This window comes from uncultured Cellulomonas sp. (assembly GCF_947494015.1).
In the GTDB taxonomy this organism is placed as follows: Bacteria; Actinomycetota; Actinomycetes; order Actinomycetales; family Cellulomonadaceae; genus Pengzhenrongella.
In genome coordinates this window covers 65,688-83,380 of the sequence record NZ_CANLTL010000018.1, presented here as the reverse complement: position 1 = coordinate 83,380, position 17,693 = coordinate 65,688, and the positions used below count along the sequence as shown (strand labels likewise).

The following is a 17,693-nucleotide window of genomic DNA, read 5'->3' as shown; positions in this document are numbered from 1 at the left end:
GCCCCGGCACCTGCCCCCGCTCCGGCGCCCGCGCCGGCTCCGGCGCCCGCGCCGGCTCCGGCGCCCGCGCCGGCTCCGGCCCCCGGTCCGGCTCTCGGCAGCGGGTCGTCGCGCGGCTCCGCCGGGCAGGGTGCGGCGGCGGTCGCCTGGGCCCAGGCCAACCTCGGCCTGGAGTACCGGCTCGGCGCGAACGGGCCCACCCAGTACGACTGCTCGAGCTTCACCGGGACGGCGTGGCGCAGTGCCGGCCTCAGCCTGCCGCGCACGTCACGTGGGCAGTACAGCCAGGTGCTCAAGATCGGGTACGACAGCCTGCGTCCCGGCGACCTGATCTTCTGGGGCAGCAACCCGTCCGACCCGAACAGCGTGTACCACGTGGCGATGTGGGCCGGGAACGGTCAGATCGTCGAGGCCGCGCGACCGGGCGTGCCGACCCGGGTGTCGTCGATGACGGGCCGGTGGTCCAGCACGATGCCGTTCGCCGGTCGCCCCTGACCCGCAGGCGCGAGACGGCCCGCGACCCCGGGCACGACGGGGCAGGCTCCGCCGGAACCTGCCCCGTCGTGATCTGCGCGGTGGTGCAGCGCGGGTCAGTGGCCCTTGGTGTAGTACCCGGTGTCGATGGCCCGCTGGCGGGACCGCTCGATCTCGGCCTCGGCCTCGGCCTTGGCCGTCCAGTGCGCGCCCTCCACCGACTTGCCCGGCTCGAGGTCCTTGTAGACCTCGAAGAAGTGCTGGATCTCCAGCCGGTGGAAGTCCGACACGTCGTCGATGTCCTGACGCCAGGAGGCGCGCTGGTCCCCGGTGGGCACGCACAGGACCTTGTCGTCACCGCCCGCCTCGTCGCGCATGCGGAACATGCCCAGCGCGCGGCAACGGATCAGGCAGCCGGGGAAGGTCGGCTCCTCGAGCAGCACGAGGGCGTCCAGCGGGTCGCCGTCCTCGCCGAGGGTCCCCTCGATGAACCCGTAGTCGTCGGGGTAGCGGGTCGAGGTGAACAGCATCCGGTCCAGGCGGATCCGCCCGGTCGCATGGTCGACCTCGTACTTGTTGCGCTGACCCTTGGGGATCTCGATCGTGACGTCGAACTCCACAGCTTTCCTCCGCATGGCAGCAGCGCCACCCGGTCCGGCGTGACCGCCGTGTCACGGGTGGCGACGAGAGAGTAGGTCGCGGCGGACCGTCGGTCGGTCTGTCGCACGTACCTGGGAAACTAGTGTGACAGTACCGACGCTGCAGGGTGCGGCCGTCCGGGGGATGGCGGGGGGACGTGCATGGGGCGGGCGGCGCGCGCGACCGGGGTCAGCGCCCTCGTGCTCCTCGTCGCCGCGGGCGGCTACGCCACCGCCGACGCGGTCGACCTCGTCCCCGGGGTGCTGACGCTCGCGCCGGTGCCGCCGCCGCCCGAACCGTTCCCCACGGCGCCCGGTGCCGTGCCCGCTCCCGACCTCGCCGCCGCGCTGCCGGCCCTGGACGACGCCGCCCCCGTGCCGGCAGCCGGGCCGCTCGCGCAGAGCGTCGCCGAGCTCGTGACCGACCCGCGGGTGGGGCCCTCGATCGGCGTCGTCGTCGCCGACCTGCTCACCGGTGAGGTGCTGGCCTCCCACGAGCCCGAGGTGCCGCGGACGCCGGCGTCGGTCGCCAAGGTGGTCACGGCCGTCGCCGCACTCAGCGCGATCGGACCGGACGCCACCGTGCGGACCAGCGTGGTGCGTGGCGGCGAGGGGCAGATCGTGCTCGTCGGCGGCGGCGACATGATGCTCGCCGCCGGCCAGGGTGACCCGACCGCCGTCAACGGCCGCGCCGGACTGGCCGATCTGGCCGAGGCCACCGCCCGCGAGCTGACCCTCGCGGGCACCACCACGGTGCGCCTCGCGGTCGACGACACGCTGTTCGCCGGTCCGGCCCTGAGCCCCACCTGGGACCCCAGCCACCTCGTCAACGGATTCACCGCCCCGGTCACTTCGCTCGCGGTCGACATCGCCAAGACCCGGTCCGACGTGGAGTACTCCCCGCGGCAGGCCGACCCGGCGCTGTCCGCCGCCCGCGCCGTCGCCGACGCACTGGCCGGCTACGGGATCACGGTCGAGGGGGAGCCGGTCCGCGGGGCGGCGCCGGCGGACGCCGTCCGGCTGGCGAGCGTCGAGTCCGCACCCCTGGGCGAGGTCGTCGACTTCTTCCTGCACACCTCGGACAACGCGATCACCGAGGCGGTGTGCCGGCAGGTCGCGCTCGACGCCGGCCTGCCCGGCAGCTTCGAGGGCGGCACCGAGGCTGTCCTCGCGCAGGCCCGCGCCCTGGGCGTCGACACCAGCGGCGCACGGCTGTCGGACTGCAGCGGCCTGGGGGACGGGTCGGCGCTGCCCACCACCACGGTGCTCGACCTGCTGCGGCTCGTGACCGACCCCGCGCACCCCGAGCTGCGCGGTGTCGCCGTCGGGATGCCGCTGGCGGGGTACAGCGGGACCCTCGCCGACCGGTTCACCCGGTCGTCGGCCGCGGGCCTGGTCCGCGCCAAGACGGGCAGCCTGTCCGGCGTCACGTCGCTGGCCGGCACCGTGGTCGACGCCGACGGGCGGGCGCTGCTGTTCGCCGTGCTGGCCGACGCCACCCCACCGGGCGGCCAGCCCGCCCCCCGCGCCGCGATCGACGCGTTCGTGGCCCGGCTGGCGGCGTGCGGCTGCCGCTGAGGGGCGGCCGGCCCGCGGTCGCCGACGGCTACCGTGGCCCGATGGCACCCACAGCACGGCCGACCAGCGGGGCGCCCGTCGACTGGGCCGTCGCGGCCCGGGTCGCGAGCCGCCTGGTGCGGCCCGGACCGGCGACGGACCGGGCGCAGGTCGCCGACCTGGTCGCGGACCTGCACCGGGCCGCCGCCACGGCCGCCGACCACGTCGGCGAGGCCACCGGGATGCGGCCGGCCGACGGCGACCAGCGGCTGTCCCGGGTGCGGGTCGTGGACCGCCGGACGTGGGCGCGGGCCAACACCGAGATGGTCGACGCGCTCACCGGGACCGTCCCGTTGCCAGCCGGCGAGCGACCGCCGTCGGCTGCCGGGCGGCTGGCCGGCGGGGTCCAGGCCGGTGCGGTGCTCGCCGTGCTCGCGAGCCGGGTGCTCGGCCAGTTCGACCCCTTCTCCCCGCGCGCTCCGGCCGAGCCGGGGACGACGGCCGCGGGCTCCACCGACGGGGGAGGGCCGTCCCGTGGCCGCCTGCTGCTGGTCGCGCCGAACGTGCTGACCGTGGAGCGCGTGATGCGCGTGGACCCGGCCGACTTCCGGCTGTGGGTCGCGCTGCACGAGCAGACCCACGCGCTGCAGTTCGCGACGGCGCCCTGGCTCGAGGGTCACCTGCGGGCCCGGATGGGCGAGCTGCTCGCGGGCCTCGCGGACGACGACGGCCCGTTCGGCCTGGCCGCGGCACGGTCGGCGCTGAGCCGCCGCGGCGCCGGCGACGACGGAGGGGGTCTGCCCGCCCTGCTGCCGCCGGCCACTCGGCGTGCCCTGGACGAGGTGGGCGCCGTGATGGCGCTGCTCGAGGGCCACGCCGACGTGACGACGGACCTCGTCGGCCGGGCGGTCGTCCCGTCGGTGCGCCAGATCCGCGCCCGGTTCGACCGCCGCCGGGCCGGCTCCCACCGCCTCGGGTCGGTGCTGCTGCGCCGGGCGCTCGGCCTCGACCTGAAGCTGGCCCAGTACCGCGACGGTGCGACCTTCGTCCGGCGCGTGCGCCGCTGGGCCGGGCCGGACGGCCTCAACGCGGTGTGGGCCGACCCCGACAACCTGCCCACGGCGCAGGAGATCGCCCACCCGCGCACCTGGGTGCGCCGGGTGCACGGCTGACGGTGCCCGGTCCCGCGACGGTCCGCGCCGGACGAGCGGGCCGGGTGAGGACGTCGTGACCGGTCCCGCACCCGCCGTCGCCGCGGCCCGCCGGGCGGTGCGCGCCTCGCTGGCCGACGTCGGCGGTGGTGGGCTCGTGCTGGTCGCCTGCTCCGGGGGGCCGGACTCGCTCGCGCTCGCGGCCGTGACCGCCTTCGTCGCGCCCCGGGCCGGGCTGCGCGCGGGCGCCGTCGTCGTCGACCACGGGCTCCAGTTGGGCAGCGACCGCGTCGCCGCCGACGCCGCCGCGGCGTGCCGCACCCTCGGGCTCGCGCCGGTCGAGGTGCAGCCGGTGGTCGTCGACGCGGGCGGCGGCCCGGAGGCCGCGGCCCGCACGGCGCGGTACGCGGCGCTCGAGGCGACCGCCGAGCGGCTCGGCGCCGCAGCGGTGCTGGTCGGCCACACGCTCGACGACCAGGCCGAGACCGTCCTGCTCGGGCTCGGCCGTGGGTCCGGCGCGCGGTCGCTGGCCGGCATGCCCGCCCGGCGCGGCCTGGTCCGCCGTCCCCTGCTCGGGCTGCGCCGCACCGACACCCTCGCCGTCTGCGCCGCCGCCGGGCTCGACCCGTGGCAGGACCCGACGAACACCCCACCGGTGGGCGCGGGCGCAGGTGCGCCGGTGCGCAGCAGGGTCCGGCACGAGGTGCTGCCCGTGCTGGAGCACGTGCTCGGCCCGGGCGTCGCGCTGGCGCTGGCCCGGACCGCGGACGGTCTGCGCGAGGACGCCGAGGCGCTCGAGGCGCTCGCCGCGGACCTGCTCGCGCGGGCCCGCACCGCGGACGGCGACCTCGACGTCGTCGTGCTGCTCGTAGCGCCCGCCGCGGTGCGCCGGCGGACCCTGCGGGCGGCCGCCGTCGCCGCCGGGGCGCCCGCCGGTGCGCTGCGCCGCGAGCACGTGCTGGCCCTCGACGCGCTGCTCACCGACTGGCACGGGCAGGGCCCGCTGCACCTGCCCCGGGACGTCCTCGGCAGCCGGGTCTGTGGGAGGCTGAGGCTCCACACCCCCCACACCTGAGGAGCACCAGCGGTGGACGCTGCGGACATGGGCGACGACCTGGAGCGGGTCCTGCTGACCGAGGAGCAGCTGGGGTCCCGGCTGGACGAGATCGCCGCCCAGATCGACGCCGACTACGCCGGCAAGGACGTGCTGCTCGTCGGGGTGCTCAAGGGCGCGATCATGGTGATGGCCGACCTCGCCCGGCGGCTGCACGGCCCGGTCCAGATGGACTGGATGGCGGTGTCGTCCTACGGGTCGGGGACCAAGTCCTCGGGCGTCGTGCGCATCCTCAAGGACCTGGACGCCGACCTGACCGGCCGGCACGTGCTCATCGTCGAGGACATCATCGACTCCGGGCTGACCCTGTCGTGGCTGGTGGCGAACCTGCGCAGCCGCGGCCCGGAGAGCGTGGAGATCGCGACGATGCTGCGCAAGCCGGAGGCCGCGAAGGTCGAGGTCGACGTGCGGTACGTCGGCTTCGAGATCGCCAACGAGTTCGTCGTGGGCTACGGCCTGGACTACGCCGAGCGCTACCGCAACCTGCCGTTCGTCGGCACGCTCGCACCGCACGTCTACAGCCACTGAGGCCGGCGGCCGCGCGGGTCGGCGCGGGCGGCCGCGGGCGGGCGGGCGCGGGCGGACGCGGGCGGACGCCGGCGGTGGCGTCCTGCCGGCTCGGCCGTGCGTGTGACATCCGTGCGCCCGGGCCACGCGGGGAGCTCGGCGCGGCATGCCGCCTGGGTACGGTCTGCGTCGCCTCCTGGCGCAGATGGGCGCGCGCCGTTCCCCGAGAGGGCCTCATGTCGCGTCTCATCCGCTCCGCAGCCACCGGTCTGGCTGCCACCTCGCTGCTCCTGGCGGCGACCACCAGCGCCGTCGGCGTCACGGCCCCCGCGGCCGACGTCGCACTCGTGCCGCCCGCGTCCGGCACCCTGACGCGGGTCGCGGCACCCAGCTCCGGGCCGGCGGCTGCCGGCGCCACCCCGACGCAGCTCGACGGACCCGGCGACGCCGGTCTGCTCAGCGCCACCGAGCCCTTCCGCATCATCGACACCCGGCTCGACGTCTTCGGGCCGGTCGGCCCGCAGGAGACGGCGTGGTACGACGTCACCGAGCTCGGGCTGCCGGACGACACCATCGCCGTCGTCCTCAACGTGACGGCCACCCAGGGGACGGCGCCGACCAGCTTCGTCAGCGTGCTCGACGGCGCCGCGCCGGAGGGCGTGGTGCCCCTCACGAGCTCGCTGAACTCCGCGCGCGGGCGCGACGTGGCCAACCTCGTCACCGTCCCGCTGGTCGACGGCCTGGTCGGCCTGTACAACGACGCCGGCTGGACCCACCTCCTCGCCGACATCCAGGCGATCTACCGGCGGCCCGTCGCCTGGGGTGCGTCCACCGGGTCGGGCTACGTGCCCGTGGCATCCGCGCGGATCCTGGACACCCGGCAGTGGCGCCCGCTCGGCGCCCACGGCTACCTGGACGTCGTCGTCCCCGGCGCGCCGGCCGGGACGGAGGCGGTCGCCCTGACGATCACGAGCACCGAGACGACCGCGACCACGTCCTACGTCGGCGCGTGGCCGCACGACCTCGGCGAGCCGACGCGGACGCCGAACGCCAGCGTGCTCAACGCTTACCGCGGGTCCGACGTGCCGAACCTCGCCATCGTCGCGCTCGGTGACGACGACCTGTTCACCCTCTACAACGACCAGGGCTCGACCCACCTCGTCGTGGACGTCGTCGGCTACTTCGTCGACGGCAGCGGCTCGGCGTACTACCCCGTCCCGGCGCACCGCGCGGGCCAGTCCGGCTCCATCGGCGCGGGCGGCGAGGTCGCCTTCACCCCGGCGCAGAGCGGCCTGACCGTCCCGGCCGACGCCACCGCGGTGGCCCTGAACCTCACCACCGCGTCCCCGACCCGCTCCACCTACCTGACCGCCTACCCCACGGGCAGCGCCCGCCCCCTGGCGAGCAGCACCAACGCGCGCGTGGGCGCCGACGTCGCGACCGCGGCCATCACGCGCCTGGGCCCGGGCTTCACCGTGTACAACGACGCCGGGTCCGTGCGGACCCTGGTCGACGTCCAGGGCTACTTCGCCGACGCGCCGGCGCAGTGAGGACGCTGTGACGGCCGGGTGAGTGGTCGGTGATGGGTGCGGCGGCGCCGGCCGGACGCCGGCGCCGCCGCGCCCGTCGGGGTCCTCGGACGTCGGCCCACCCGTCCGGACCACCGTGCCGCCCTGGGCGAACAGGGAACCGGATCGACGGGCCGAACGTGTAACTTCGCGGAAGACCCGATCCCGATCTGGAGGGAACAGGGGGTACGCCCCCCACGCCCATGAAACTCAAGCGCCTCACTCGCGGTCCCGTGCTGTGGATCGTCCTGGCGGTGGCGATCCTCTGGATCGGCGCCTCCGCCCTGCTGTCCCCCCAGGTGAGCCGGATCGACACGTCGACCGGTCTGGAGCTGCTCGAGCAGGGTGACGTCCGGCAGGCCGAGATCGTCGACGGCGAGCAGCGGGTCACCCTGTCGCTCGGCGACGAGCTCACCGTCGACGGCGACGACCTCGGCCGGACGGTCGAGTTCTTCTACGTCGAGCCGCAGGGCGAGGCCGTCGTGCAGGCCATCGCCGCCGCGGACCTCGAGGGCGGGTACAACTCCGAGGTCCCGGTCCAGTCCTGGTGGGCCAGCCTGCTCGGCCTGCTGCTGCCGTTCATCATCATCCTGGCGATCTTCTGGTTCCTCATGTCCAACATGCAGGGCGGCGGCTCGCGGGTCATGAGCTTCGGCAAGTCGAAGGCCAAGCTGGTCAGCAAGGAGGCGCCACAGGTCCGGTTCGCCGACGTGGCGGGCGTGGACGAGGCGGTCGAGGAGCTCCACGAGATCAAGGAGTTCCTGTCCGACCCGGCCAAGTTCCAGGCCGTCGGCGCGAAGATCCCCAAGGGCGTGCTGCTGTACGGCCAGCCCGGGACCGGCAAGACGCTGCTGGCCCGGGCGGTCGCCGGCGAGGCCGGCGTGCCGTTCTACTCCATCTCCGGCTCGGACTTCGTCGAGATGTTCGTCGGCGTCGGCGCCTCACGCGTGCGTGACCTGTTCCAGCAGGCCAAGGAGAACTCCCCGGCGATCATCTTCATCGACGAGATCGACGCCGTCGGCCGCCACCGCGGCGCCGGCATGGGCGGCGGTCACGACGAGCGCGAGCAGACCCTCAACCAGATGCTGGTCGAGATGGACGGCTTCGACGTCAAGACGAACGTCATCCTCATCGCCGCCACCAACCGCCCCGACATCCTCGACCCCGCGCTGCTGCGCCCGGGCCGGTTCGACCGCCAGATCTCCGTCGACCCGCCGGACCTCAAGGGACGCGCGCAGATCCTGTCGGTGCACGCGCAGGGCAAGCCCATGGCCCCGGACATCGACCTCGACGCGGTCGCGCGCCGCACCCCCGGGTTCACCGGCGCGGACCTGGCGAACGTCCTCAACGAGGCGGCGCTGCTCACCGCGCGCACCGGCGGCCAGCTGATCGGGGACCACGAGCTGGACGAGGCGATCGACCGGGTCGTGGCCGGTCCGCAGAAGCGCACCCGGATCATGAAGGTCAAGGAGCAGAAGATCACCGCGTACCACGAGGGTGGTCACGCGATCGTCGCGGCCGCCCTGCGGTACACCGACCCGGTGACCAAGGTGACGATCCTGCCTCGGGGTCGCGCGCTCGGGTACACGATGGTGATGCCGCTGGAGGACAAGTACTCCACCACCCGCAACGAGCTGCTCGACCAGCTCGCCTACGCGATGGGTGGCCGGGTCGCCGAGGAGCTCGTCTTCCACGACCCCACGACCGGCGCCTCGAACGACATCGAGAAGGCGACGGCGATCGCCCGCAAGATGGTCACCCAGTACGGGATGAGCGAGAAGGTCGGCGCCATCAAGCTCGGGCAGGACTCCGGCGAGGTCTTCATGGGCCGCGACATGGGCCACGGGCGGGAGTACTCCGAGGCCGTCGCGGCGACGGTCGACGTCGAGGTGCGCCGCCTCATGGAGGCCGCGCACGACGAGGCGTGGGAGGTCCTGGTCCAGTACCGCGACGTGCTCGACGACCTCGTCCTGCGCCTGCTCGAGGAGGAGACGCTCAACCAGGCCGAGCTCGCCGAGGTGTTCGCCCCGATCGTCAAGCGGGACGCCCGCGACGTGTGGCTGTCCTCCGAGGAGCGACCGGTCGCCACCCGCCCGCCGGTGATGACCCCGGCCGAGCGGGCCGAGCAGAACGGTCACCCGGTCGTCCCGCAGGACGAGGCCGCCGCGGCCAAGGAGGAGCACCCCGTGGCCGGACCCGTGCAGGTCCCCCCGGGCGGGACCCCGGACCTCGGTCCACGTGGCTGACCGGGCGACCGGTGGTGGGCCGGCGGTCGACCCGACGACGGACCCGGTGACCGGACCTGCCGCCGGACCGGTGACCGTGCCCACGGTGGACCCGGGTGGCGTGGCCGGGCGCCCCTACGACGCCGCGCGCGTCGAGGCGGCCGTCCGCGAGCTGCTGCTCGCCGTCGGCGAGGACCCGGACCGGGAGGGTCTGCGGGACACGCCGGCCCGGGTGGCGCGGGCCTACGCCGAGACGTTCGCCGGTCTGCACCTCGACCCGTCCGACGTGCTGTCGACCACCTTCGACCTCGGCCACGAGGAGATGGTGCTGGTCAAGGACATCGAGGTGTACTCCACCTGCGAGCACCACCTGGTGCCGTTCCACGGGGTCGCGCACGTCGGCTACATCCCGAACGCGGACGGCCGGATCACCGGCCTGAGCAAGCTGGCCCGCGTGGTCGACCTGTACGCGCGTCGCCCGCAGGTGCAGGAGCGGCTGACCTCGCAGATCGCGGACGCCGTCGTCGAGCACCTCAAGCCGCGCGGAGCCATCGTCGTGGTCGAGTGCGAGCACCTGTGCATGTCGATGCGCGGCGTGCGCAAGCCCGGTGCGCGCACCGTGACCTCGGCCGTGCGCGGCCAGATGCGCGAGGTCGCCGCCCGTGCCGAGGCGATGAGCCTGATCCTCGGCCGCTGATCGCGCCCCCGACACGATCGCCGACCGGGCCGCCGCGCCCGGCCGCCGACCGGGCCGCCGCCCAGCGCCCCTAGGCTGAGCGCCGTGCCCGCCCACCCCGTCCACCCGGCGCCGCTGCCGGCCAGGCTCACCGCGGTGCGGCGCACGCTCGTGATGGGCGTGGTCAACGTGACCCCCGACTCCTTCTCCGACGGCGGTCGCTGGTTCGAGCCCGACGCCGCGATCGCGCACGGCCGGTCCTTGCTCGCCGCCGGCGCCGACCTGCTCGACGTCGGCGGCGAGTCGACCCGGCCGGGGGCCGGTCGGGTGCCCGTCGAGGACGAGCTGGTGCGCGTGCTGCCCGTGGTCCGGGCGCTGGTGGCCGACGGCGCGGCGGTCAGCGTCGACACCACCCGCGCGGCCGTCGCCGAGCAGGCCGTCGACGCCGGGGCCGTCGTGGTCAACGACGTGTCCGGCGGGCTCGCGGACCCGGCGATGCGGGCGACCGTCGCCCGCCTCGGCGTCGTGTACGTCGCGATGCACTGGCGCGGGCACGCCGACGTCATGGAGGCCCGCACCGACTACGACGACGTGGTCGAGGACGTGCGCCGCGAGCTGGCCGACCGCCTGGCCGAGCTGGCCGGGGCCGGCGTCGACCCGGCCCAGGTCGTGCTCGACCCCGGGCTCGGGTTCGCCAAGCAGGGGTCGGACAACTGGCCGCTGCTGGCCCACCTGGACCGGGTGGCGTCCCTGGGGCGTCCGGTCCTGGTCGGCGCGTCCCGCAAGCGGTTCCTCGGGCACCTGCTCGCCGGGCCGGACGGCGTGCCGGTCCCGCCGGCCCGCCGGGACGCGGCGACCGCCGCGGTCAGCGCGCTCGCGGCCCGCGCCGGGGCGTGGTGCGTGCGGGTGCACGAGGTGGCAGGCTCGGCGGACGCCGTCCGGGTAGCCGCCGCATGGACCGGCGCCGGGACGGCGCCGGACGGACCGAGCGACGAGGACGTGACGACGTGAGCACCCATCCGATGGGCCCGGCCCTGGACGACTCGGGGCACCCGCTGGACCAGGTCGTGCTGGCCGGGATCAGCGCGACGGGGTACCACGGCGTGTTCGAGCACGAGCGCCGCGAGGGACAGCTGTTCCGGGCCGACGTGGTGGTGCACCTGGACACCCGTCGCGCCGCGGCCGGCGACGACCTGTCCCGCACCGTGGACTACGGCGTGCTGGCCGAGAAGGTCGCCGCGGTGCTCGCCGGCGAGCCCGCGGACCTCGTGGAGACGGTCGCCGAGCGGATCGCCGCCACCGCGCTCGCCGACCCCGCCGTGGTGGCGGTGGACGTCGCGGTGCACAAGCCCGGCGCGCCGGTGACCGTGCCGTTCGAGGACGTCGTCGTCCGGGTGCGGCGGGACCGCCAGAAGCTGCCCGCGGCCGAGCCGTGGGAGCCGCCGCGCGACCGCACGCCGAAGGGGGCGACCCCGGGCGGCGGTGCCCCCGCGGCGACCGGCGCGCCGGGGCAGCCCACGCCCGCCGGCCGGGGGACCGGCGAGCCGGTGCCCGCCGGGCCGGACCGTCTCGACGAGGCGCCGCCGGTCCCGGTCGAGGCCGTGCTCGCGCTCGGGTCCAACATCGGCGCCCCGCAGAGCACGCTGCGAGCCGCGGTCGCCGAGCTCGAGGCGCTGGACGGCGTCGAGCTCGTCGCGGTGTCCCCGCTCGCCCGGACCGCCCCGGTCGGCGGCCCGGACCAGCCCGACTTCCTCAACGCGGTGGTCCTGGTCCGCACCACGCTGGCCGCCCGCACGCTGCTGCGGGCGGTGCAGGGCGTGGAGGCCGCGCACGGCCGCGAGCGACGCGAGCACTGGGGACCGCGCACGCTGGACATCGACCTCATCACCTACGACACGACCCTGGCCGTGACCGACGACCTCGAGCTGCCGCACCCGCGCGCGCACCAGCGCGCCTTCGTGCTGCAGCCGTGGGCTCAGATCGCGCCCGACGCCGTCCTTCCCGGCCTGGGTGGGGGCCCGGTCGCCGCGCTGGCCGCGACCGCGCCGGACCGCGGCGGCATCCGGTGGCTCGCGCTGGACTGGATGAGCGCGCCCGTCCGCCACGAGACGGACCCGGAGCCGGTCCCCGAGGCCCCGGCCCCAGGACCGGCACCCGTGGCGGCACCCGTGGCGGCACCTGCGCCGGTGCCCGACGCGGTCCGCGAGCCGGCGCCCGACCCGGTCCTCGAGCCGCACGCCGCCCCGGCGCCGGACCGGACCCCGGACCCGACCCCGGACCCGACGCCGGACCCGCCGGTCGCGCCGGGCCAGGCAGCCGGGCCACAGCCCGACGCCACCCCCGCTGCGCCCGACGACGGCGGGTCGCCCCGCCCAGCCGGGGCGGAGCCCGCCCCGCGCCGCGCTGCGGGCGAGGCCGCAGACTCCCCCCGGGGGGCGCACCGGTCCCCGGACGGGCCCCTCGACTGGCTGCCGGACCTGCCACCGCGCGACCCGTCGTCGGGCGCACCCGGCGGCGACGGCCGACCGGCCATCTTCTCCCCGGTCGTCCCGCCGCCCGACGACCGGACCGGCGCGGGCGACCGGGAGCGTTGATGGCGCGGACCCGCTGGCAGACGCTGGTCGCGGTCGCCGTCGTCGTGACCGCCGTGGCGTGGAGCCTGCTCGGCGTGCTGCGCGGGCAGGGCCTGGTCCCGCCACCGGTGTCGTGGCCGGTGGTGGTGGTCATGCTCGTCATCGCCGGGGGGGTGCTGCGGATGGGCTGGGCGGTCCGGCAGTTCCTGCAGGGCCGACGTCCCGACCTGGACCCGGTGCGGGCGGCCCGGACCGCCGTGCTCGCCAAGGCCTCCTGCTACACCGGCGCCTCCCTGCTGGGCTGGTACGCCGCACAGGTCCTCGTCGTCCTGGGCGACCTCGAGATCGACTCCCAGCGCGAGCGCGCGGTCGCCGCCGGCGTCGCGGCGCTCGGGGCCGCCGTGCTGGCCGTGGTCGGGCTGGTGGTCGAGCACCTGTGCCGCATCCCGCCGCCGTCCGACGACGCCGCCGAGAAGGGCGCCCCCGACGGCACCGATCCTGCGGCGATCTGACGCCCGGCGGGCGCCGGGGGGGCGGCGGCGCGCCGGCGCCCGGCTGCCGGGCGGGGTGCCGGCCGGTCCCGGGACGGCCCGCGGCCGCCGCGGCCCGGGGTCCCGCCCGCCGGTGACCACGGCGTCGGTCGCCGGTGGAAGGATGGTGGCATGAGCACCCCGCGCCCCGGCGACGGGCCGTTCGAGCCCGACGGCGTCGACTGGCAGCCCGTCTCCCCACGTCTGGCGACCGCACGCCTGGCGACGACCGCGATCGTCCTCGGGGTGCCGCTGCTCGCCGCGGCCGTCACCGCGGTCCTCACCGGCGCGACCTGGGTGTGGGCGTTCCCCGCGGCGATCGCCGTGCTCGGCCTGTGGATCGCGGTGCTCGTGCCGCGCCAGGTCCGGGCGATCGGGTACGCCGAGCGCGCCGACGACCTGCTGATCCGCAAGGGCATCGTGTTCCGGTCGATGGTCGTGGTGCCCTACGGGCGCATGCAGTACGTCGACGTCCAGGCCGGTCCGCTGGGGCGCGCGTTCGGCATCGCGCAGGTCCAGCTGCACACCGCCTCGCCCGGGACCGACGCCGCCATCGACGGGCTCCCGCCGCAGGAGGCGGCACGCCTGCGCGACCAGCTCGCGTCCCGGGGCGAAGCCCGGCTGGCGGGGTTGTGACCACCCCGGCCGACCCCGGCCCGGCCAGGGCGGACGTCCCCGACCCGGCGCCGACGACCATCACCGCGCCGGCCACCGCACCGCCCACCGGCGCCCCGGCGGGTCCCGACGAGGCGACGGTGGTGACGGGTGCCGCCGCCACCGCGCCGGCCGGCCTGGAGTGGAACCGGATGCACCCGGTGACCCCCGCGGTGAAGGGCTGGAAGGTCGTCGTCGTGCTGGTGGTGATCGCCGCCCAGCAGTTCAGCGACGACGTCGTCCAGGCGCGGGACCTGCTCGCCGGTCGGGGCTGGCTCGTCGCGCTCGCGGTGCTGGCCGGCGCGGCCCTGCTCGCCTTCGGGTACGCCGCGCTCGCCTGGCGGATGACGCGCTACGCGCTCGACGACGAGGCCGTCTACCTGCACAGCGGCGTGCTGTTCCGTCAGCAGCGCAAGGCGCGGCTGGACCGCCTGCAGGCCGTCGACGTCGTGCAGCCCATCCTGGCGCGGCTGCTCGGCCTGGCCGAGCTCAAGCTCGAGGTGGCCGGCGGGCCGGGCTCCGCCGTCTCCCTCGCCTTCCTCAAGGAGGACCAGGCCGACACGTTGCGCGCCGAGCTGCTCGCCCGGGCGGCCGGGCTGCGCCGGCAGGAGGGCCAGCCGGCCGAGTCCGCGCCCGAGCAGCCGGTCCTCGAGGTGCCCGCGTCCCGGGTGGTCGGCGCGATGATCCGCTCGGGGGCGGCGGTCGGGCTCGTGCTGGGCCTGGTCGCGGTCGCGGTCATCATCGCGGTCACCGGGGAGCCGACCGCGGCGCTCGCGCTCGCGCCGGGCTTCCTCGGCGTCGCGGGCGTCTTCTGGAGCCAGTTCTCCCGCGACTTCAACTTCCACGCCGCCATCTCGCCCGACGGCATCCGGTTGCGGCACGGGCTGCTCGAGTCGCGCTCGCAGACCGTGCCGCCCGGCCGTGTGCAGGCGCTCAAGGTGCAGCAGGGGCTGCTGTGGCGGCGCAGCGGCTGGTGGCGCGTCGAGGTGAACGTCGCCGGGTACGGCGGCGCGCAGGATTCCGCCGCCGAGAACGTCCTGCTCCCGGTCGGCGACCGCGACGAGGCGCTCACCGCCGTCTGGCTCGTCCTGCCGGACCTCGGCACCGACGACCCGCGGGGGGTGCTCACGGCCGCCCTGGAGGGGACCGGCGACGAGGGCGGCTTCACCACCATCCCCCGGCGGGCGCGTTGGCTGGACCCGTGGGCGTGGCGCCGCACGGGGTACCGGGTGACCGAGCGGGCGCTGCTCATCCGCAGCGGTCGCCTCGTGCGCCGGCTGGTGGTCGTCCCGCACGAGCGGACCCAGTCGCTCGGCGTCGAGCAGGGGCCGCTGCAGCGTCGCCTGGGGGTGGCGTCGCTCGCCGTGCACTCCACGCCCGGACCGGTCAGCCCCCGCGTGCCGCACCTGGCCGTCGACGTGGCCGCGCGGCTGCTCGACGAGCAGACCCGGCGGGCCCGCACCGCGCGCGCCGGCGCCGGCCCGGAGCAGTGGATGCGCTCCGCCGTCGAGCCCGGCCCCGCCTCGTGACGGTCCCCGGGGCCGGGGACCCGGCGGCACGCGGCACGCGGCCGGGGCGGCTCGGCGTCGGCGTCGTGGGTGCCGGCCGGGTGGGCGCCGTCCTGGGCTGTGCGCTGCGTTCGGTCGGGCACCCCGTCGTGGCGGCCAGCGGCATCTCCGCGGGCTCGCGTGACCGCATCGACGCGCTGCTGCCCGGCGTGCCCGTGCTCGAGGTGCCCGACGTCGTCGAGCGCGCCGAGCTCATCCTGCTCACCGTGCCGGACGACGCCCTTGCGCCGCTGGTCGCGGGGCTCGCCGAGGTCCGCGCCTGGCAGCCCGGGCAGCTCGTGCTGCACACGTCCGGCCGGTACGGCACCGCCGTGCTGGCACCCGCCCGCGCCGCGGGCGCCATCCCGCTCGCCGTGCACCCCGCGATGACCTTCACCGGCACGTCGCTGGACCTGGCCCGGCTGGTCGGCTGCTGCTTCGCGGTGACCGCCCCGGCCCCCGTGCTGCCGATCGCCCAGGCGCTCGTGGTGGAGCTCGGCGGCGAGCCCGTCGTCGTCGCGGAGGAGGCCCGCCCGCTGTACCACGCGGCGCTGGCGCACGGTGCGAACCACCTCGTCGTGCTGGTCGCCCAGGCGGCGCAGGCGCTGACGGCCGCCGGCGTGGAGGACCCCGGCCGGGTGCTCGGTCCGCTGCTCGGCGCGGCGCTCGACGGCGCGCTGCGGGCGTCGTCGGTGACCGACGGCCCCGGGGCCATCGCCACCCTGACCGGCCCGGTCGCGCGCGGTGACGTCGGCACCGTCGTCGACCACCTCGCCGAGCTGACCGCTCTCGCGGCGCGGGACGCCGCCCTGGACGTCCCCGAGGGCTACCGCGCCCTCGCCCGGTCCGGGACCCAGCGTGCCCTCGCGGCCGGACGCCTCCGCGAGGACGCCGCCCAGGCGCTGCTGGACGCGTTGACGGACCCGCCCCCGCCACCGGACGGCGCCCGCCCGCCCGGCCCGGCCGGGACGCCGGGCCCCGCGTCACCGCCGCCCCGACCACCCGACACCCCGGAGGACCCCGCATGACCGACGACGCCCGCCCGACCGATGGCCCGCCCGCCGGCGCGGCCCCGCGCCTGGTGCGCACCCGCGCCGAGCTGAGGTCGGCGCTGGCGACCGGGACGGACGACCGCCGGGCCGTGGTCATGACGATGGGCGCCCTGCACGACGGTCACCTGGCGCTGGTCCGCGCCGCGCGCGAGCTCGCCGACCAGGTGGTCGTGACGATCTTCGTCAACCCCCTGCAGTTCGGCCCGGGCGAGGACCTCGACCGCTACCCCCGCGACCTCGACGGCGACCTGAGCCTGCTCGCCACGGCCGGGGCCGACGTCGTCTTCGCCCCGACGCCGGACGTCGTGTACCCGGACGGCGACCCGGTCGTGCGGGTCAGCGCCGGGGCCATCGGCCAGGTGCTGGAGGGTGCCGCCCGGCCCGGCCACCTCGACGGCGTGCTCACCGTCGTGCTCAAGCTGCTGCACCTCGTGCGGCCCGGGGTGGCGCTGTTCGGCCAGAAGGACGCCCAGCAGCTCATGGCCGTGCGGCGGATGGTCCACGACCTCGACGTGGCCGTCGACGTCGTCGCCGTGCCCACCGAGCGCGACGCCGACGGCCTCGCGCTGTCCTCGCGCAACGCGTACCTGTCGGCCGCCGAGCGCACCCGGGCGCTGGCGCTGTCCCGCGCCGTACGTGCCGCCGAGCAGGCCGCCGAGGTCGACGGGACGGCCGCCGCGGTCCGCGCCGCCGCGCACGAGGTCCTGGACGGGGCGGACGTCGTGGTGGAATACGCCGTCCTGGTGGACCCGTTGACTGCACAGGAGGTCCCGCCGGACCACACGGGTGCGGCGGTGTTCGCCGTCGCCGCGCGGGTCGGTTCGACCCGCCTCATCGACAACGCCCTGCTGCGGCTGGGCCGACAGTCCCTGGAGAGCGCATGACGTCCCTGCAGCGCCCGATGATGATCAGCAAGATCCACCGGGCCACGGTCACCCAGGCCGACCTGCACTACGTCGGGTCGATCACGGTCGACGCCGACCTGCTGGACGCCGCCGACCTGCTGCCCGGCCAGCAGGTGGACGTGGTCGACGTCACCAACGGGGCGCGGCTGACCACCTACGCGATCCCCGGGGAGCGCGGTGCGGGGCAGATCTGCATCAACGGCGCGGCCGCGCACCTGGTGGATCCGGGCGACCTGGTCATCCTCATCGCCTACGGCATGCTCGACGACGCCGAGGCGCGCACCTACAGCCCGCACGTGGTGTTCGTCGACGAGCAGAACCGGGTCATGGACCTGTCCGGGGACCCCGGCCAGGTGCCGGACGAGGCCCGCGACATGCACGGCGGGCTGCACCCGAGCGGCGTCGCACTGGCCAGCCTGCGCGGCTGACGCCGGGCGTCTCGGCAGGCCCGGCGCACGGGCGGGCCGTCGTCGCTCGGTAGGATCGGTGGGTGAGTGACACCCCCGCCGTGCCCGACCGCAC

At 76.3% G+C, this 17,693-nt stretch carries 17 protein-coding genes; 16 read left to right on the top strand and 1 reads right to left on the bottom strand.

Annotated features, from left to right (window positions below; all coding sequences use genetic code 11):
* Positions 1–495, top strand: a 495-nt coding sequence (locus tag Q0840_RS17235; RefSeq protein WP_298461841.1) for a C40 family peptidase, incomplete at its 5' end; no start/stop codon positions are given.
* A 95-nt stretch (positions 496–590) separates the two neighbouring features.
* Here Q0840_RS17235 and Q0840_RS17230 read toward each other — a convergent pair.
* Entirely contained in the window at positions 591–1,094 is a 504-nt protein-coding gene (locus tag Q0840_RS17230; protein WP_298461839.1) for an inorganic diphosphatase, read from the bottom strand.
* Between the two features lie 180 nt (positions 1,095–1,274).
* On the opposite strand from Q0840_RS17230, the gene dacB reads away from it, so the two are divergent.
* From dacB to panD, 15 genes are all read left to right on the top strand, one after another.
* The gene (dacB, locus tag Q0840_RS17225; protein ID WP_298461836.1) at positions 1,275–2,690 is read left to right on the top strand and encodes a D-alanyl-D-alanine carboxypeptidase/D-alanyl-D-alanine-endopeptidase; all 1,416 of its coding nucleotides are present in this window, start codon (positions 1,275–1,277) and stop codon (positions 2,688–2,690) included.
* Between the two features lie 41 nt (positions 2,691–2,731).
* A complete protein-coding gene (locus tag Q0840_RS17220) occupies positions 2,732–3,841 on the top strand; it encodes a zinc-dependent metalloprotease (protein WP_298461835.1) in 1,110 nt (369 codons plus the stop codon).
* A gap of 55 nt (positions 3,842–3,896) precedes the next feature.
* The gene (gene tilS / locus Q0840_RS17215; protein WP_298461833.1) at positions 3,897–4,895 is read left to right on the top strand and encodes a tRNA lysidine(34) synthetase TilS; all 999 of its coding nucleotides are present in this window, start codon (positions 3,897–3,899) and stop codon (positions 4,893–4,895) included.
* A 12-nt stretch (positions 4,896–4,907) separates the two neighbouring features.
* A complete protein-coding gene (gene hpt / locus Q0840_RS17210; RefSeq protein ID WP_298461830.1) occupies positions 4,908–5,462 on the top strand; it encodes a hypoxanthine phosphoribosyltransferase in 555 nt (184 codons plus the stop codon).
* 215 nt (positions 5,463–5,677) lie between these two features.
* Positions 5,678–6,991 carry a hypothetical protein gene (locus tag Q0840_RS17205; protein ID WP_298461828.1) on the top strand — a complete coding sequence of 438 codons (1,314 nt, stop codon included), beginning with the start codon at positions 5,678–5,680 and terminating at the stop codon, positions 6,989–6,991.
* Between the two features lie 221 nt (positions 6,992–7,212).
* Complete coding sequence (ftsH, locus tag Q0840_RS17200; protein WP_298461826.1) at positions 7,213–9,255, top strand: ATP-dependent zinc metalloprotease FtsH; 2,043 nt, start codon at positions 7,213–7,215, stop codon at positions 9,253–9,255.
* A 76-nt stretch (positions 9,256–9,331) separates the two neighbouring features.
* Positions 9,332–9,931: a GTP cyclohydrolase I FolE gene (folE, locus tag Q0840_RS17195; protein ID WP_367183149.1), complete on the top strand. Its 600-nt coding sequence runs from the start codon at positions 9,332–9,334 to the stop codon at positions 9,929–9,931.
* 153 nt (positions 9,932–10,084) lie between these two features.
* Entirely contained in the window at positions 10,085–10,921 is an 837-nt protein-coding gene (gene folP / locus Q0840_RS17190) for a dihydropteroate synthase (protein ID WP_298461848.1), read from the top strand.
* Positions 10,918–12,504, top strand: a complete 1,587-nt coding sequence (gene folK, locus Q0840_RS17185) for a 2-amino-4-hydroxy-6-hydroxymethyldihydropteridine diphosphokinase (protein ID WP_298461824.1) — start codon at positions 10,918–10,920, stop codon at positions 12,502–12,504. Before folP ends, folK begins: the two co-directional genes overlap by 4 nt.
* Positions 12,504–12,995, top strand: a complete 492-nt coding sequence (locus tag Q0840_RS17180; RefSeq protein ID WP_298461821.1) for a DUF3180 domain-containing protein — start codon at positions 12,504–12,506, stop codon at positions 12,993–12,995. The genes folK and Q0840_RS17180 overlap by 1 nt, the downstream gene beginning before the upstream one ends.
* 150 nt (positions 12,996–13,145) lie before the next feature.
* Complete coding sequence (locus tag Q0840_RS17175) at positions 13,146–13,649, top strand: PH domain-containing protein (RefSeq protein ID WP_298461818.1); 504 nt, start codon at positions 13,146–13,148, stop codon at positions 13,647–13,649.
* Positions 13,646–15,196, top strand: a complete 1,551-nt coding sequence (locus Q0840_RS17170) for a PH domain-containing protein (RefSeq protein WP_298461816.1) — start codon at positions 13,646–13,648, stop codon at positions 15,194–15,196. Before Q0840_RS17175 ends, Q0840_RS17170 begins: the two co-directional genes overlap by 4 nt.
* The gene (locus Q0840_RS17165; protein WP_298461813.1) at positions 15,193–16,242 is read left to right on the top strand and encodes a Rossmann-like and DUF2520 domain-containing protein; all 1,050 of its coding nucleotides are present in this window, start codon (positions 15,193–15,195) and stop codon (positions 16,240–16,242) included. The genes Q0840_RS17170 and Q0840_RS17165 overlap by 4 nt, the downstream gene beginning before the upstream one ends.
* A complete protein-coding gene (panC, locus tag Q0840_RS17160; RefSeq protein WP_298461811.1) occupies positions 16,239–17,150 on the top strand; it encodes a pantoate--beta-alanine ligase in 912 nt (303 codons plus the stop codon). The genes Q0840_RS17165 and panC overlap by 4 nt, the downstream gene beginning before the upstream one ends.
* Complete coding sequence (gene panD / locus Q0840_RS17155; protein ID WP_298461809.1) at positions 17,147–17,599, top strand: aspartate 1-decarboxylase; 453 nt, start codon at positions 17,147–17,149, stop codon at positions 17,597–17,599. The genes panC and panD overlap by 4 nt, the downstream gene beginning before the upstream one ends.
* Positions 17,600–17,693: the final 94 nt, after the last annotated feature.

Bases quoted from the DNA above. Each gene is read 5' to 3' on its own strand.
- dacB (WP_298461836.1), top strand. From the start codon at position 1,275: ATGGGGCGGGCGGCGCGCGCGACCGGGGTCAGCGCCCTCGTGCTCCTC.
- Q0840_RS17220 (WP_298461835.1), top strand. From the start codon at position 2,732: ATGGCACCCACAGCACGGCCGACCAGCGGGGCGCCCGTCGACTGGGCC.
- Q0840_RS17205 (WP_298461828.1), top strand. From the start codon at position 5,678: ATGTCGCGTCTCATCCGCTCCGCAGCCACCGGTCTGGCTGCCACCTCG.
- ftsH (WP_298461826.1), top strand. From the start codon at position 7,213: ATGAAACTCAAGCGCCTCACTCGCGGTCCCGTGCTGTGGATCGTCCTG.
- folP (WP_298461848.1), top strand. From the start codon at position 10,085: ATGGGCGTGGTCAACGTGACCCCCGACTCCTTCTCCGACGGCGGTCGC.
- Q0840_RS17180 (WP_298461821.1), top strand. From the start codon at position 12,504: ATGGCGCGGACCCGCTGGCAGACGCTGGTCGCGGTCGCCGTCGTCGTG.
- Q0840_RS17175 (WP_298461818.1), top strand. From the start codon at position 13,146: ATGAGCACCCCGCGCCCCGGCGACGGGCCGTTCGAGCCCGACGGCGTC.
- panC (WP_298461811.1), top strand. From the start codon at position 16,239: ATGACCGACGACGCCCGCCCGACCGATGGCCCGCCCGCCGGCGCGGCC.
- panD (WP_298461809.1), top strand. From the start codon at position 17,147: ATGACGTCCCTGCAGCGCCCGATGATGATCAGCAAGATCCACCGGGCC.